General features: G+C 32.6%; 20 protein-coding genes. 1 reads left to right on the forward strand and 19 read right to left on the reverse strand.

All coding sequences use genetic code 11. The features are described from left to right. Positions 1–78: 78 nt before the first annotated feature. The 17 genes from rpsQ to HW275_RS05700 all read right to left on the reverse strand — a co-directional run bounded on the left by rpsQ (position 79) and on the right by HW275_RS05700 (position 12,364). Positions 79–339 (reverse strand): 30S ribosomal protein S17, encoded by a 261-nt coding sequence (gene rpsQ, locus HW275_RS05620; RefSeq protein ID WP_178935620.1) that lies wholly within the window; start codon positions 337–339, stop codon positions 79–81. Positions 340–350: 11 nt separating this feature from the next. Beyond that, on the reverse strand, positions 351–542 hold the full coding sequence (rpmC, locus tag HW275_RS05625) for a 50S ribosomal protein L29 (protein ID WP_006806082.1): 192 nt from the start codon (positions 540–542) through the stop codon (positions 351–353). After that, positions 542–967: a 50S ribosomal protein L16 gene (gene rplP / locus HW275_RS05630; protein ID WP_178935621.1), complete on the reverse strand. Its 426-nt coding sequence runs from the start codon at positions 965–967 to the stop codon at positions 542–544. The genes rpmC and rplP overlap by 1 nt, the downstream gene beginning before the upstream one ends. Before the next feature lies 1 nt (position 968). Continuing rightward, a complete protein-coding gene (gene rpsC / locus HW275_RS05635; RefSeq protein ID WP_021744154.1) occupies positions 969–1,625 on the reverse strand; it encodes a 30S ribosomal protein S3 in 657 nt (218 codons plus the stop codon). A gap of 25 nt (positions 1,626–1,650) precedes the next feature. Beyond that, positions 1,651–1,989 carry a 50S ribosomal protein L22 gene (rplV, locus tag HW275_RS05640; RefSeq protein ID WP_178935622.1) on the reverse strand — a complete coding sequence of 113 codons (339 nt, stop codon included), beginning with the start codon at positions 1,987–1,989 and terminating at the stop codon, positions 1,651–1,653. A gap of 46 nt (positions 1,990–2,035) precedes the next feature. Further along, entirely contained in the window at positions 2,036–2,308 is a 273-nt protein-coding gene (gene rpsS, locus HW275_RS05645) for a 30S ribosomal protein S19 (protein ID WP_178935623.1), read from the reverse strand. 236 nt (positions 2,309–2,544) lie between these two features. Beyond that, complete coding sequence (gene rplB / locus HW275_RS05650; protein WP_178935624.1) at positions 2,545–3,372, reverse strand: 50S ribosomal protein L2; 828 nt, start codon at positions 3,370–3,372, stop codon at positions 2,545–2,547. Between the two features lie 210 nt (positions 3,373–3,582). Continuing rightward, positions 3,583–3,867: a 50S ribosomal protein L23 gene (rplW, locus tag HW275_RS05655; RefSeq protein ID WP_178935625.1), complete on the reverse strand. Its 285-nt coding sequence runs from the start codon at positions 3,865–3,867 to the stop codon at positions 3,583–3,585. Then, entirely contained in the window at positions 3,867–4,511 is a 645-nt protein-coding gene (gene rplD / locus HW275_RS05660) for a 50S ribosomal protein L4 (RefSeq protein WP_178935626.1), read from the reverse strand. Before rplD ends, rplW begins: the two co-directional genes overlap by 1 nt. 21 nt (positions 4,512–4,532) lie before the next feature. Continuing rightward, positions 4,533–5,159, reverse strand: a complete 627-nt coding sequence (gene rplC / locus HW275_RS05665) for a 50S ribosomal protein L3 (RefSeq protein WP_178935627.1) — start codon at positions 5,157–5,159, stop codon at positions 4,533–4,535. A gap of 63 nt (positions 5,160–5,222) precedes the next feature. Further along, on the reverse strand, positions 5,223–5,528 hold the full coding sequence (rpsJ, locus tag HW275_RS05670; RefSeq protein WP_012806349.1) for a 30S ribosomal protein S10: 306 nt from the start codon (positions 5,526–5,528) through the stop codon (positions 5,223–5,225). Positions 5,529–5,710: 182 nt separating this feature from the next. After that, positions 5,711–6,895, reverse strand: coding sequence for an elongation factor Tu (tuf, locus tag HW275_RS05675; RefSeq protein WP_178935628.1), 1,185 nt, complete (start codon positions 6,893–6,895; stop codon positions 5,711–5,713). A gap of 76 nt (positions 6,896–6,971) precedes the next feature. Continuing rightward, on the reverse strand, positions 6,972–9,056 hold the full coding sequence (gene fusA / locus HW275_RS05680; protein WP_178935629.1) for an elongation factor G: 2,085 nt from the start codon (positions 9,054–9,056) through the stop codon (positions 6,972–6,974). A 156-nt stretch (positions 9,057–9,212) separates the two neighbouring features. After that, positions 9,213–9,683: a 30S ribosomal protein S7 gene (gene rpsG, locus HW275_RS05685; protein WP_012806346.1), complete on the reverse strand. Its 471-nt coding sequence runs from the start codon at positions 9,681–9,683 to the stop codon at positions 9,213–9,215. 32 nt (positions 9,684–9,715) lie between these two features. Continuing rightward, on the reverse strand, positions 9,716–10,084 hold the full coding sequence (gene rpsL, locus HW275_RS05690; RefSeq protein ID WP_006806098.1) for a 30S ribosomal protein S12: 369 nt from the start codon (positions 10,082–10,084) through the stop codon (positions 9,716–9,718). 356 nt (positions 10,085–10,440) lie between these two features. Next, positions 10,441–10,791, reverse strand: coding sequence for a winged helix-turn-helix domain-containing protein (locus HW275_RS12550; protein ID WP_370464346.1), 351 nt, complete (start codon positions 10,789–10,791; stop codon positions 10,441–10,443). An 847-nt stretch (positions 10,792–11,638) separates the two neighbouring features. Next, positions 11,639–12,364, reverse strand: coding sequence for an N-acetylmuramoyl-L-alanine amidase (locus HW275_RS05700; protein WP_178936417.1), 726 nt, complete (start codon positions 12,362–12,364; stop codon positions 11,639–11,641). 216 nt (positions 12,365–12,580) lie between these two features. Here HW275_RS05700 and HW275_RS05705 point away from each other — a divergent pair, with 216 nt between their 5' ends. Next, positions 12,581–14,056 (forward strand): carbon starvation protein A, encoded by a 1,476-nt coding sequence (locus HW275_RS05705; protein ID WP_178935630.1) that lies wholly within the window; start codon positions 12,581–12,583, stop codon positions 14,054–14,056. A 77-nt stretch (positions 14,057–14,133) separates the two neighbouring features. Here the strand turns inward: HW275_RS05705 and HW275_RS05710 are convergent, their stop codons facing one another. Together HW275_RS05710 and HW275_RS05715 are read right to left on the reverse strand one after the other, a co-directional pair. Continuing rightward, on the reverse strand, positions 14,134–14,775 hold the full coding sequence (locus tag HW275_RS05710) for a hypothetical protein (RefSeq protein ID WP_178935631.1): 642 nt from the start codon (positions 14,773–14,775) through the stop codon (positions 14,134–14,136). 134 nt (positions 14,776–14,909) lie between these two features. Then, positions 14,910–16,454, reverse strand: a complete 1,545-nt coding sequence (locus HW275_RS05715) for a sel1 repeat family protein (RefSeq protein WP_178935632.1) — start codon at positions 16,452–16,454, stop codon at positions 14,910–14,912. Positions 16,455–16,495 lie beyond the last annotated feature (41 nt).

A 16,495-nucleotide genomic window follows, 5' to 3' on the forward strand; every position in this document is an offset into this window, starting at 1 on the left:
CAAATATTAACTCACACTATTTCTTCTTATTTTAATATTGAAAATAAAACATCAAGCAATTTTTTTAATAAGATTAAATTATTTAGCTCTTTCTAAGATTGTAACAACTCTCCATCTTTTATCTTTACTTAATGGTCTAGTTTCCATAATTTGCACTTTATCTCCGATTCCACAGTCATTGTTTTCATCGTGCGCTTTATATTTTTTAGAAGTTTTTACTCTCTTTTTATAAAGTTTATGTAATTTCATTGTTTCTTCAAGAACAACTACAGTTTTATCCATTTTATTAGAAACAACAATTCCTTCTCTTACTTTTCTTTCGTGTCTTTTATTTTCCACTCTTGATCCTCCTATTTACCAGTTTTTTCAGTTACAACAGTTTTTAGTCTTGCTATTGTTCTTTTAACATCTCGTATTTTAGCAGTGTTTTGTAATTGTCCAAGAGTTTTTTGAAATTTTAAATTAAATAATTCTTGTTTCAATTCATTTACTTTAACTTCCAATTCTTCCAATGATAATTCTCTAATTTCGTTAATTGTCATTACTTATCACCACCTACTTCTTCTTTTCTAACAAATTTAACTTTTATAGGTAGTTTATGTCCAGCTTTTCTTAATGCTTCCTTGGCTTTCTCTTCTGATACTCCGCCAACTTCAAACATTATTTTATCCTTTTTAACTACTGCTACCCAACCTTCTGCATTACCTTTACCTTTACCCATTCTTGTTCCTTCGGGTCTTTTTGTATAAGGTTTATCAGGGAATATTCTTATCCAGATTTTACCTTCTCTTTTAAATGTTCTGTTGATTGTTACCCTGCAAGCCTCAATTTGTCTTGAAGTAATCCAACCAAATTCTTTAGCGGCAAGTCCAAATTCACCAAAATCAACTTTGTTTCCTTTAGTCGCTACGCCACCCATTTTTCCTCTGAACTGTTTTCTATATTTCGTTCTTTTAGGTATTAACATATTATTCGTTTTCTCCTTCCTTTGTAGTAGAAAGAACTTCACCATTAAATATCCATACTTTTAATCCTAAAGCACCGTATGTAGTGTGTGCAGTAGCTGTTGCATAATCAACATCTGCTCTTAAAGTATGTAGTGGTACTCTTCCTGAAAGTGTCCATTCACTTCTTGCAATTTCGGCACCATTCAATCTTCCCGATACCATAACTTTAATTCCTTTAATCCCAGCTTTTTCTGCTCTTTGAATAGCTTGCTGAACTGCTCTTTTATAGGCAACCCTTTTTTCAATTGCAGTTGCAATGCTTTCTGCTACTAATTGAGCATCTTTATTAGGATTTTTGATTTCTTGTACTTTAATTTGCACTCTTTTACCAGTTAATTTTTCTAATTTTACTTTTAAAGCTTCAATTTCTTGTCCTTTTCTTCCGATTAGGATTCCAGCTTTTCCAGTTTCTATAATAACTGCCACTTCTGTAGGTGATGTTCTTTCTATTTGAATAGAAGAAATCCCTGCGTGGTAATAGTTTTTCTTAATATATTTTTTTATTTTTAAATCTTCATGAAAATTGTTTACGTATTCTTTCCCCTCAGCGAACCATTTTGAATCCCAAGTTCTTGTGATTCCTAATCTTATCCCCCTAGGATCTACTTTTTGTCCCACAGACTTACCTCCTTATTTGTCTAAACTAATCTTCTCTTTCATCAACTTCTACTGTGATATGAGCTGTTGGTTTTCTAATAATGTCAGCTCTTCCCATTGCTCTTGGGCTGATTCTTTTTAACACTGGTCCTTTATCAATTAATATTCTTGATATGAATAGCTTGTCAGGATCCATATTGTTGTTATGTTCAGCGTTTGCAATTGCTGATCTTAATGTTTTTTCTATATATAATGCCGCTTTTTTGTTTGTAAATTTTAAAATGTTCAATGCTTGCAACGCATTTTTCCCTCTTACAATATCAGCAACTAATCTTGCTTTTTGAGGGCTTAATCTTTGGTATTTCAATTTAGCTACTACTGCCATTCAAAGTCCTCTCCTTTCATCAATGTATGTCTATCGGTTATTCTAATTATTTTTTAACTTTTTTAGCGTCTTTTCCATGTCCGTAGAAAGTTCTAGTTGGTGCAAATTCACCTAATTTATGTCCAACCATTTCCTCAGTCACATATACGGGTATATGTTTTTTACCATTATATACGGCAAAAGTATGTCCAATAAATTGAGGGAATATAGTTGATCTTCTAGACCATGTTTTAATAACTTGTTTTTTACCTCCCAATGCTTCTATTTTTTTTAATAAATATGCATCAACAAAAGGTCCTTTTTTTAATGAACGAGCCATTCTTTCCTCCTTATTTCATTTTTTAAATCGAGAAATGTTACTTAATACATCTCATCTTAATTAGTTATTGCCTAAATCCTTAATTATTTAATTCAATGTATCAAGCAATATTTTTATATTCAGTCAAGCTTCTGTTCAGATATTTTATCAGGCTGCTTAACTGGCACAGTCCATTTCTGCGTTTTTCATCTAAAAATTGTATTATCAAAATTGATATTTCCTTTATTTTTAAACTACTATTTTTTTCTTCTTCTAACGATGAATTTATCACTAAGCTTTTTACCTCTAGTTTTCTTACCAAGTGTAGGTTTACCCCAAGGTGTAACTGGTGATTTTCTACCAATTGGAGATCTTCCTTCTCCTCCTCCATGTGGGTGATCCACAGGGTTCATTACAGATCCTCTAACATGAGGTTTTCTTCCTAAGTGTCTATTTCTTCCAGCTTTTCCTAACGACACTAGTGAATGTTCAGAATTTCCTACTGTTCCGATTGTAGCCATACATTCCTTATGAATAAGTCTTAATTCTCCAGATGGTAATTCCACGTGGCAGTAAGTTCCTTCTTTTGCAATAAGTCTTGCAGCTGTTCCTGCCGATCTTGCCAACTGTCCACCTTTACCAGGCATAAGTTCTACATTGTGAATAACTGTCCCTATTGGCAAGTCTTTTAATTTTAGAGCATTTCCTGGTTTGATGTCTGCATTTTCTCCCGCTATTACAGTATCACCTTTTTTAAGTCCGTTTGGAGCTAGGATATATCTTTTTTCTCCATCAGCATAGTGTAGCAATGCGATGTTTGCAGTTCTGTTTGGATCATATTCAAGAGTTGCAACTTTTGCAGGCACTCCGATTTTATTTCGTTTCCAGTCAATTACCCTGTATAGTCTTTTGTGTCCTTTATGTCTGTTTCTGCCTGTTCTATGTCCATAGTTGTCAATTCCATAAGATGAATTTAATGGTTCAACTAAAGATTTTTCAGGTCTAACCTTATCTAAGTCCTTATTAACTAATATCGACATATGCCGTGTCCCACTAGTCATCGGTTTTAATTTTTTTATTGGCATAACTTATGTTCCCTCTCTTCCTATTTCTCTTTATTTGCACAATTATTCAAAAAAATTTTCAAATAATCTCTATAATTTTACATAACTTATCTATTATAGCATTTTTACTAAATAATTTCTACAAAAAAATACAGTTATTTTTACTTTTTCTAAAAATTATTTTTCGGGGAAATCCCCGAGAAATAGATGTTATGGTTTTTGTGATTCGTCTTATCCTTCATAAGCTGCGATAGTTTCTCCATCTTTCAACTTAACAATTGCTTTTTTGATAGCAGCTGTTTTATACATTGACATTCTGAATCTTTTGTTTTTTGATTTAATGTTCAAAGTATTTACACCTTGAACTTTTACATTAAACAGTTTTTCAATTGCATCTTTAATTTGAAGCTTGTTTGCTCTTCTGTCTACTATGAAAACGTATTCATTATTTTCCAGTAAATTTCTTGCTTTTTCTGTATTAATTACAGGTTTTTTGATAATATCAGTAATATGCATTATGCTAGCACCTCCTCGATAGTTGCAAGAGCTTCTTTAGTCAAGATCACTTTGTCTTGTTTGATTAACCAGTAGATGCTTAAATCTCTTGTATTAATTGCCGCAACTTTTTCAATATTTCTAGTTGATAAATATAAGAAATAATCTCTATCTATATTATCAGCATCGTCATTTGTTACATATAATTGTTTTACTCCGTCAAAGTTCAATGCTTTTGCAAAATTAATAAATGTTTTTGTTTTTGGTGTTTCCAATGTAAAATCATCTAATACGATTACATTTCCTTCGCTAATTTTTGTTGCTAAAGCTGATTTTAAAGCTAATTTTCTAACTTTTTTATTTACTTTTTTAGCATAGCTTCTTGGTTTTGGTCCGTGAACTACTCCTCCACCTACCATGTGTGGCGCTCTTGTAGATCCTTGTCTAGCTCTTCCTGTTCCTTTTTGTCTAAAAGGTTTTCTTCCTCCACCTCTTACTTCTGCTCTTGTTTTTGTTGAGGCAGATCCTTGTCTGGCTTCAGCTAATTCTGCTACTAAAACTTCGTGCATTACGTGTTTATTTGGCTCGATTCCAAATATGTCGTTATTTACTTCAATAGTTCCTGCTTGTGAACCGTCTAATTTATATATATTTAAAACTGGCATGTTATCCTCCTCTCTTTCCTATTAATATTTCTTTACCGATTTTTTGATAACTAAGTAACCATTTTTTGGTCCTGGAACAGCACCTTTTACTAATAAAAGACTGTTTTCCACATCAAATTTAATAACTTGCAAGTTTTGAACTGTCACTTTTTCAGCTCCAAGTCTTCCAGCCATTTTTTTACCTTTTGGCACGTTACTGTTTGATGCGGCTCCTCCTGCGTTAGAACCTCCAAGTCTATGGTTTCTTGAAACCCCGTGTGAAGCTCTGTTTCCACCAAAGTTATGTCTTTTCATAACCCCTGCAGTCCCTTTACCTTTTGAAGTTCCAGAAATATCAACAAATTCGATACCTTCCAATACGTCTACCTTGATTTCTTGTCCTAATGTAAAGTCAGCTGGATTAGCCACCTTAAATTCCTTAAGAAATCTTTTTGGAGTAACTCCTGCTTTTTTAAATACACCTAATAATGGTTTAGTAGTGTTTTTTTCTTTTTTATCTCCATATGCTAATGTAATAGCGTTATATCCTTCTTTTTCCTCAGTTTTAATTTGTGTAATGAAGTTAGTTCCTGCTTCGATTACTGTAACTGGAATTAATTTTTCATTTTCGAAAATTTGAGTCATTCCGATTTTTTTACCTAATATCATTTTTTATTTTTCCTCCTTAATATATTGGTTGACAGCTTTATAAATGCCAACTTGTACTAAGCCTTACGATTGCTTAATTTCAACTCCCACACCTGATGGCAAGTTTAATGATGCTAATGCATTTACGATTTGTTGATTTGAATTTTTGATTTCGACAAATCTTCTGTGAATTCTCATTTCAAATTGTTCTCTTGAATCTTTATTTACGTGAACTGATCTTAAAACTGTATATTTTTTAGTTTTTGTAGGCAACGGAAGCGGCCCTGCTAATTCTGAACCATTTTTCTTAGCTACTTCTGCAATTTTTTTAGCAGATTGATCCAACAGCTTGTGATCATAAGATTGTAAATATATTCTTATTTTATCCAAAGTCTTTCCTCCTGTTTATTTCTTTGTTTATCTTAGTAAACAGAGAAATTAGATTATTAAAATCTAATCTCTCCTTTACTTAACATTTGTGAACTATTTTCTATTACATTTCTAAATATTATAACAAATATTTTACTTGTCTGCAATAATTATTTTTATTTTAAGGAAGTTTTTACAGAAAACTATTTAGTAATAGTTGCTACTACTCCTGAAGCTACTGTTCTTCCACCTTCTCTTATCGCAAATCTCAATCCTTCTTCCATTGCGATTGGGTGAATTAATTCCACTGTCATTTCGATGTTATCTCCAGGCATTACCATTTCCACACCTTCCGGCAAGTTTACTTCTCCTGTGATGTCAGTAGTTCTGAAATAGAATTGTGGTTTGTATCCTGTAAAGAATGGTGTATGTCTTCCACCTTCGTCTTTTGTAAGTACGTATACTTCTGACTTAAATCCTGTATGTGGAGTGATTGTTCCTGGCTTAGCAAGCACTTGTCCTCTTTCCACTTCTTCTTTCTTAGTTCCTCTTAACAATGCTCCGATATTGTCTCCAGCCTGTCCTGAATCCAACAGTTTTCTGAACATTTCCACTCCTGTTACAGTTGTTCTTGAAGTCGGTTTGATTCCTACGATTTCCACTTCTTCACCAACCTTGATTACTCCTCTTTCCACTCTTCCTGTTACTACTGTCCCTCTTCCTGTAATTGTAAATACATCTTCAATTGGCATAAGGAATGGTTGGTCAACCGGTCTTTCTGGTGTCGGGATATATTCGTCAACTGCATCCATCAATTCCATAATCTTTTCTACCCATTTTGCTTCACCATTTAATGCCCCTAATGCTGATCCAGCTATTATTGGAACGTCATCTCCTGGGAAATCATATTCATTAAGCAGTTCCCTTACTTCCATTTCAACCAGCTCTAATAACTCGTCATCGTCTACCATGTCAACTTTGTTTAAGAATACTACAATGTAAGGCACCCCTACTTGTCTTGCAAGCAGGATATGTTCTCTTGTCTGAGGCATTGGCCCGTCAGCCGCTGATACTACCAGGATTGCTCCGTCCATTTGCGCTGCCCCTGTAATCATGTTCTTTACATAGTCCGCATGGCCTGGGCAGTCAACGTGGGCATAGTGTCTTTTGTCTGTTTCATACTCAATGTGCGCTGTGTTGATTGTAATTCCTCTTTCTCTTTCTTCAGGAGCCTGATCGATGTTTTCAAAATCAACTTTTTCAGCCAGCCCCTTGTCAGACAGCACTTTTGAGATTGCCGCTGTCAAAGTAGTTTTTCCGTGATCTACGTGTCCGATTGTTCCTATGTTTACATGTGGTTTATTTCTTTCAAATTTAGCTTTTGCCATTTTTATAATTCCTCCGTTATTTCTTTATTTTTTAAATTTTTTATTGTTGCTTAAATTTTATTCTTTTAAGTTTTTACTATTTTCCTTGTCTTTCATCAATTACTTGCTGAGCAATATTTTTTGGAACTTCTACATATTTTTCAAATTCCATTGAATAAGATGCTCTTCCTTGTGTTTTCGATCTCAAATCAGTTGCGTAACCGAACATTTGCGATAAAGGCACTTCTGCATTAATAATTTTTGCATTGTTTCTGTCAGTCATTCCCGAAACTTGTCCACGTCTTGCATTCAAATCTCCAATTACGTCTCCCATGTATTCTTCCGGTGTAGTAACTTCTACTTTGAAGATTGGTTCCAACAATACTGGATTAGCCGCTCTAAGCCCTTTTTTAACTGCCATTGAACCTGCTATTTTAAATGCCATTTCTGATGAATCGACTTCATGGTAAGATCCGTCATACAATGTAACTTTTATATCTTGAACAGGATATCCTGCAACCACTCCTGCTTCCAATGCTTCCTGAATTCCTTTGTCTACCGCTGGAATATATTCTCTTGGAATAGCTCCTCCAGTAATTTGGTTAACAAATTCATATCCTTTTCCATGATTAGCTTCAACTTTCATCTTAACATGTCCATATTGTCCACGTCCTCCAGATTGTTTAGCATATTTTTCTTCAACATCTGTTGCACCATTGATTGTTTCTCTATAAGCAACTTGTGGTTTACCTACATTTGCCTCCACTTTAAATTCACGTTTCATTCTGTCTACAATGATTTCCAAGTGCAGTTCTCCCATTCCTGAAATCAATGTTTGTCCAGTTTCCTGGTTAGTTGATACTTTGAATGTAGGATCTTCTTCTGCAAGTTTTGCAAGGGCTGTTCCCATTTTTTCCTGATCGGCTTTAGTTTTTGGTTCTACTGCGATTTGGATAACTGTATCAGGGAATTCCATTTTTTCTAGGATAATCGGAGCATTTTCAGCACACAATGTATCTCCTGTTGTAGTATCTTTTAATCCAACTGCCGCAGCTATATCTCCAGAGTAAACTATATCAAGTTCTTCTCTTTTGTTAGCGTGCATTTGAAGCAATCTTCCCATTCTTTCTTTTTTACCTTTAGTAGAGTTTAATACATAAGATCCTTTTTCTAGCACCCCTGAATAAACTCTGAAGAATGATAATCTTCCAACAAACGGATCTGTAATAATTTTGAACGCCAATGCTGAGAATGGCGCTTCATCTCCCATTTCTCTTTGAATAGGTTCTTCAGTTTTAGGGTCCGTTCCATTAATTTTTCCACCGTTAATGTCTAGTGGTGATGGCATGTAGGCAACTACTGCATCAAGCAATGGTTGAATCCCTTTATTTTTGAATGCTGTTCCACATAGCACAGGTACAATTGTCCCTGCGATTGTAGCAACTCTTAATGCTTTTTTGATTTCTTCTTCAGTGATTTCTTCTCCACCAAAGTATTTTTCCATCAAGTCATCATCAGTTTCAACTACAGATTCAATCATATGTTCTCTTGCTGCTTGAGCATCATCTAACAATTCAGCTCTAACATCAACAACTTCATAGTCTGCCCCCATAGTTTCATCTTTAAATAAGTATTCTTTCATTGTTACCAAGTCGATAATTCCTTCAAAATTATCTTCTGCACCAATAGGCAATTGGATTGGCACGCCATTCCCGCCTAATTTTTCTTTAATGTCGTTTACACACATGTTAAAGTCTGCTCCGACTCTGTCCATTTTATTTAAAAATGCCATTCTTGGTACATTATACTTATCTGCCTGTCTCCAAACAGTTTCTGATTGCGGCTGAACTCCGTCAACTGCTGAAAACACTGCAACAGACCCATCTAGTACCCTTAGCGATCTTTCTACTTCAACTGTAAAGTCAACGTGGCCTGGTGTATCTATTATATTAATTCTGTGTCCGTTCCAGAATGCTGTTGTTGCAGCTGATGTAATTGTGATTCCTCTTTCCTGTTCCTGTTCCATATAGTCCATCGTAGCAGCTCCTTCGTGAACTTCTCCGATTTTATGGTTTACTCCTGTATAAAACAAGATTCTTTCAGTTGTAGTTGTTTTTCCGGCGTCTATATGTGCCATGATACCAATGTTTCTAGTATCTTTCAAAGCAACTTTTCTTGCCATTTAATTTTTCCTCCTTGTTTTTGTAAGCTACTTCCTGTTTAAGAAGTATGTTTAAAATTTGAAACAATATTTTTATAAATCCAGTTCTGAAAAAATGAATTTTGTAAAAATATAAACTTTATTAAATACTCGATAATTGTTTTCAAATAAATCAGATTACCATTTATAATGTGCGAATGCTCTGTTTGCTTCAGCCATTTTATATGTATCTTCTTTTTTCTTAATTGATCCACCTTCATTGTTGGCAGCTGCAATCAATTCTTTTTTCAATTTGTTTACCATTCCGTATTCTTTTCTTTCTCTTGTATATCTAACTAGCCATCTGATTGCTAGAGTTTGCTGTCTTTCTTTTCTTACTTCAACTGGTACTTGGTAAGTTGCCCCTCCGATTCTTCTAGATCTTACTTCCAATTGAGGTCTTACGTTTTCCATTGCTCTTCTGAATACTTCAATTCCTTCTTCTTGAGTTTCTTCAGTTATTTGTTGCAATGCTGAATAAAAAATATGCTCAGCTAATGATTTTTTCCCATCTTTCATTAATCCGTTAATGAATTTAGTTACTACTTTATCGTTAAATTGAGAATCTGGTAATACATCTCTTCTTTCCGCTCTTCTTCTTCTTGACACTTAATTGTCCTCCTTACTTTTTTAAAAATTAATTACCCTTTTTTCGCTCCGTATCTTGATCTACCTTGTTTTCTGTTTACAACTCCTGCTGTATCCAATGCTCCTCTGATTATTTTATATCTAACCCCTGGCAAATCTTTTGTTCTTCCTCCTCTTAAAAGAACGATACTATGTTCTTGCAAGTTGTGTCCGATTCCTGGAATATAAGCAGTAACTTCGATTCCATTTACTAATTTAACCCTTGCTACCTTTCTTAAGGCTGAGTTAGGTTTTTTAGGTGTAGTTGTATATACTCTTACACAAACCCCTCTTTTTTGTGGATTACCTTTTAATGCAGGTGATTTTTTCTTTTTCTCAGTTGTACTTCTACCAAATCTTACTAATTGATTAATAGTAGGCATCTGTTTTCCTCCTCTCAAATTTCTTTGATTTATATATTTATTCTCGCGTTATATTTCAAAACTAAAACTTTTTATAAAGCTCATTTCTTCAATCTACATTTGATAAAGCTGCATTTGACAAAGTTCTTAATTTTCCTAATTTTTTGCTTTTTTGCAAATTACCTTATCAAACATAAGCGCATACTTATTTTAAGTATATCGATTTACTCTAAAATTCACTTCAAAATACATTATTTTATAAATAATATATTTTTCAAAATTTAGTTATGAGTTCTAACCTAACTATTTTATACTATAAAAGCCCTTTTGTCAAGGGCTATAAAAAGATTTTTATTCGATAATTTTCAAAGCGGTTTTCATTTCAAAAAATATTTTAAATTCTCTTCCTGAATTTCCCATTTTCCATTCTGGCTTGTTCCTTCATACCTTAAAATATTCTTTTGCTTAAACTTTTTCATGTAATATTTTACTTTATTTACTGTCCAGTTTAGATTATCAGCTATCTGTTTCTGAGACATTTCAGGATTATTTATTATTGTGTTTATTATCGTTTTATCTGTTTCTGTAAGATTTTTTATATCTAATTTTTCTTTTTCGGAAATAGCTTGGATAGTGTTAGTTTTATCTTGGGTACTACCTTGGGTAGTTTTAACAGTATTATAACCTTTTCTATAAATATTAACTCTAAAATCATTTTCAAAAGGGATAAATTCATACTAAACCCTATTTAAAAAATAGAAATAAAATTCTATAACAATTAATTTGATAGCCTTATTAAAAAAAATCAAATTTAATTCTTAAGTATCCATATAAGAGATTCTTATTCAGAATTTGAAAAACTGCTTATTGTTAATATATGTTTTTCATAATTTTATGTTTTTTCTTTTTATATAAGCAAGGGAAATCAGTCGCCATTTCCCTTGCAACCCTGGCTCGTCTAAGCATTTTTTTGAAACAAAAACGAAACTCGCTGACGCTCAGACAATCGTTTTCATTCCAAAAAAATCACGACATTCTATATTAAATCATAAAGATTATCATATTTAAGTTTTAGGCTTTTACATTTTAAAAATACTAAATAAGCAAAATTTCGTTAAAGGAAAAATAACTGTCTGAGCGTAGTTTTACGAAGCGAGTTTTATTTTTTCTTTATAAGAAAGTTTTGCGTAAGCGGGGTTGTAAGGGCATGGCGTCTGATGCCCTTACGTTACAAAAAAATTGAATAAAAAATATAAAAAACTATTATTAATCATAATACTTATAAATAAAATTATAAAAGTCTTTAAGATGGATACTTGACGATAAAATTTAATTAAAGGATATTTTAATAGTTAATAGATTGTATAATAGTATAATCTTGTAAAAAAAGTTTTAATCCCGTAAATTTTCTGATTTCTACTATTTAAAATGAGAAATAGTATAAAATTCCTTCTTTAATTTTACTACATTTTTTCTATTATATAATATTCATCCAACCTCTTCAATAAAAAAATAAAGTACCCATCTAAATTTTCAAGGCACTTTATTTTATAATTCTATTTCAAATCATTAAAATTATTTTTCTCTTAAATATTTTTCAATACCGTTTACCATTCCATTTACCATCTTTTCCTGATATTCCGGTGTTGACATTTTTCTGTCCTCTTCTGGATTTGACATAAATCCAAATTCAATCAGCGTATTTGTAACTTTGGACCAGTTTGTTCCTGTCAAGTCGTCACGGTAGGATACTCCACGGTTTTTGGCTCCTGTCGCTTTTACGTATTCTGATAATATGTCACGTGAAAATTTGTCGCTGGATTTTTGGACACTTTTTGTGTATGGATTTTTTGGTGAAGAAGTCAAAACTGTGGCTCCCTGTGTTGAGGAATTGTTGATTCCATCAGCGTGAAGTCTTATATAAAGAGTACATCCTGCGTTATTTGTCTTGATTGCACGCTCCTTATTACTGATATTCACATCATGTGTTTCACGTACCATAAATACCTTGTAACCTTTATCTTGCAATGCTTTTCTTAATTTCAATCCAACTTCAAGTGTAAGCTGATATTCATATTTTTTTGTTGCTACTCCTCTTGTCCCAGATGAAACTTTTGGCTTTTTCTTTGATGAACCTGGTGCAACTTCTTCAAGCCCTGGATTTCCTTTAAGCTGATGTCCTGGATCTATGCAGATTAATTCTCCACTATTACTTCTAGCTGCACTCCCGCTGCCAGCCTCAGCTTTTACTGGAACAACTGCCGCTGCACTTATTATCAGCATTGACATTACTTTTTTCATTATATTGATCATTCCTTCTGTCATAATTTTCCTCCTAACATTTCTTTTTCATTTCAAGTTTAGCATATAATTTTGTAATTGGCAATTATATTTTAATTAAATTTTTAAAAAATACACTTGTTTTTTTTCAAAATCAGGCTATCATATTATTAACAGAATGATTTTAAAAATTTTTATACAGTAAATAAACATTTAAATTTATAGGAGGTTTTCATTATGATTTCTTTCATTTTAGCAATAGTTGCTCTTATTTTAGGTTATGCATTTTACAGTAAATTTGTAGAAAAAGTTTTTGGAATAGAACCTGACAGAATACCGCCTTCAATCGAATACTACGATGGTGTTGACTATGTGCAAGTTAGCACTCCAAAAGCATTTTTGATTCAATTTCTGAATATTGCGGGAACAGGACCAATTTTTGGAGCTATCGCAGGGGCTTTGTGGGGGCCAGCCGCATTTTTGTGGATTGTTTTTGGATGTATATTTGGAGGGGCAGTTCACGATTTCTTGATTGGAATGCTTTCACTTAGAGACAAGGGGAGCAGCATTGGTGAACTCGTAGGACAAAATCTGGGCGTTGTAATGCAGCAGATTATGAGAGTTTTTTCAATTGTATTGCTTCTTTTAGTTGGAGTAGTATTTATAAAATCGCCTGCCGACATTCTTCATAATTTGATTCCAGGCGTAAGCGCCATGACTTTTACAATTATTATAATTGCTTATTACATTTTGGCGACAATTCTCCCACTTGATAAAATCATTGCCAAAATTTACCCAATCTTTGGTTTTGCATTATTATTTATGGCGATTGGTATTGGGACAATGTTAATTTACGGACAATTTAAAGGTGCTTTTGCAATTCCTGAAATTACTGAAATTTTTAAAGGAAATCCGCATCCTAAAGGAACTTCAATGTTTCCCTACTTATTTATTTCAATAGCCTGCGGTGCAGTAAGCGGGTTCCACGCTACTCAATCCCCAATGGTTGCACGTTGCTTAAAAAATGAAACTGAAGGAAGAAAAGTTTTTTATGGCGCTATGATTGCAGAAGGTGTTGTTGCGTTGGTATGGGCTGCCGCTGCGATGACTGTGTTTGGTGGAATTAAAGAACTTGCCGCTGCCGGAACTCCTGCGGTTGTTGTAAATAAGGCATCTATTCAGTTGCTTGGTGTATTTGGGGCGTTTCTAGCTGTACTAGGTGTTGTTGCTTGTCCTATTACTTCGGGAGATACTGCCTTTAGAGGTTCACGGTTAATTATTGCCGACATTTTCAAAATTAAGCAAAGTCCAATAAAAAATAGATTTTTAATCGCAATACCTTTATTTATCATTGGTATTTATTTAACAACTATCGACTTTAACGTTATTTGGAGATATTTTGCATGGGCAAATCAAACTTTGGCGGCGGTTTCATTATGGACTGCAACAGTATGGCTTGTTAAAAAAGGAAAATCATTCTTATTCGCATTAATTCCTTCAATGTTTATGACAATGGTTGTTACAACCTATATTGTAATTGCTCCAGAAGGCTTTGTAAGATTTTTTAAGAATGTGCCTGTTCACACTATTGAATTTTATGGTATTTTAATCGCAAGTGTTGTTACTATTATCTGTACAGCATTATTATTTAACTACAAGCATCATTTACATGAAAATTCTCACCATGCTGAACGTTTAAACGTTGCAAAATGAATAGGCTAAGTAAAAAAATTCAGTCAAACAAAGTTTTATTCAGGATTCTTTGTTTGACTGTTTTTTTATATTGTCTATTATTTCAAGGGATTCCAGCTTCTTTCAACGTTTTTTTGCATTTCATTTACATTTTGAGGCGAACCTTCAACACTTATTAAATAAATCTTTCCATTATATCCAATATAGTTACTTATCCAACTCTTTCCAGAAATTCTTTTAACTTTTACCTGTTTACCTTTATACCCATTTATTATAATATTCCTCATTTCAAGGTTATCTCTTGTATGCCCAGCATTCAAAAGTCCATTATATTGGTTTTTTGTCACTTCATCTACTAAATCTATCAAATTATTATTTTTATTATTCAAATAAATTATATCAAGCGTGTAAATATCAAATCCATCTCTTGTAATTTGCATAGTTGTTTTACCTGAATCTGCATCTACAAACATTTTCCATCCTCTTGGAAAATCAATAAATCCAACAGTTTTATTTCCAAATCTGCCATTTTTCAAACTTTCTTGTGATTTTTCAAAAAGTTCTGATTTTTGTTTTTTCATCTCATTTAATTTTTTCTTTCCAGTTTCAGTTGTTATATCCGTTACGCAAGTCAGTTCACCCTTCGGAATATAACAGCCTTTTTTGCTATTTGTTGCAGCATTTGAAATAATCACAATTCCAAAATTTATCAATAAAATTATTAAATTTATTTTTTTCATTTCGATACCTCCTTTCCTATTTTAAAAAAATATGGCAATTTTAGTTTAAAACATAACTAGAAAGTTTCTTTTTACATATTTTTATTCTCATTTTTAAGTGGATTGACTACAATTCCCACTTTATTTTTCATAAATTAATACTCTGAACATTTTATAATCAGCCGCAGTATAAAAATTACAATTCCAAATATCATCCAGAAATTTGACTTTTTTCTTTTATAAGTTTCTTCCTTTATATTTCTGCCTTTAGAATTTTTTTCTATAAAATATATCAAATCGTTATCGTATTCAATTTCATAATTTTTTTCTGAAATTTTATTGCCCGTATATTCTCCCATTTCTTCCAGAAAATCCTGTGCATCTCTTATTGCTTCTCTCCTAAGTTCAATCAATCCTGTTTCATTTAATATTTTAAATGCCCATTCCTTTGATTTGTTTCCATTTTCCTGTCTATTATTGTAATATATCATATCACTAATTGCAGAAGCATATTTCATATTAGCAGCTTTTTCATATATCTTGTATGCTTCCTCTTCACTTTTTCCAAATTCTTTACTGCATTCATAAAGTATCCCAAGTTCATAAATAGATTTTGCATTTCCCAGTTCCTGCCCAATTTTATACCATTTTTCAGCTTCTTTCTCATTTTCTTCAACCGTATCAAAATATTTCCCAAGTTCATAAGCCGCCTCTTTCACTCCCAGAGAGTATGCCTTTCCATACATATCTTTGGCTTTTTCTCCATTACCTGCAACATAATATGATTTTGCAAGTAACAAATATCCTCTTTCATTATACTGTGTTGCTTCAAGAAACAATTTTTGAGCATTTCCATAATCTTTCTTTTCCAAAAGTTCATTTCCCTGATTAATCAGTTCCACGTATTTTCTGTCTTTTTCATTTCCGAGCATAAATTCAATATTCTTGATTATTTCAGAATTCAATCCCATAATTTGCTTTTCATTTAACAATTTTTCCTGCCATTCTAGTATTTTTTCTCTTTTATTCTGCTTAAAGTAAATTCTTACAAGATTGTATATTAATTCAGCATTTTTTGTATCAGCAATTTTTAAATAAATACTTTCTGCTTCTTCATAATCCTTCTTTTCTTCAGCAATTTTTCCTAGCCTAATTATCGAATTAATTTCGCCATTTTTTGCACCCTCGTTATACCAGTCCTGTGCAAGTCCATCATTTTCCGCTCCCTCTTCAATCATTCCAAGATAATAAGCTGCTTCTTTTACTCCATCATTATACGCAAAATTGAACATATTAATCGCATTTTGTATATCCTTTTTACAATAATAATAAAATTTACCCAGCTCATAATTCCCTCTCATCTTCAATCCTGCTGCTCTTTCCAGCTCTTTCTTCGCCCTCTCAAAATTTCCCAGAATTATACTTTGATGTGCAAAAAAAATACTTTTCTGATACTCTTCATTTCTTTCTTCTTCATTTCCTTCATAATTTTGTGAATAATCCACTTCAACAATATCATCTATTGAAACAACCCTATGCCCAAATCTATCCACATTATCTGATTCCTCTTCATTTTCCCTGTTTTCTTCTTTTCTCGAAAAATCATCAAATTCATACATTTTTTTACGATTTCTAAAATTCATTATTATCAAAATTACAATTCCAATAACTACGATTAATACCGATATTAATATTTCCATATTTTATCTTCTACTCCTGCCATCTCAACTTATTATTTCTC

It is taken from the genome of Leptotrichia sp. oral taxon 223, from assembly GCF_013394795.1.
GTDB lineage: Bacteria > Fusobacteriota > Fusobacteriia > Fusobacteriales > Leptotrichiaceae > Leptotrichia.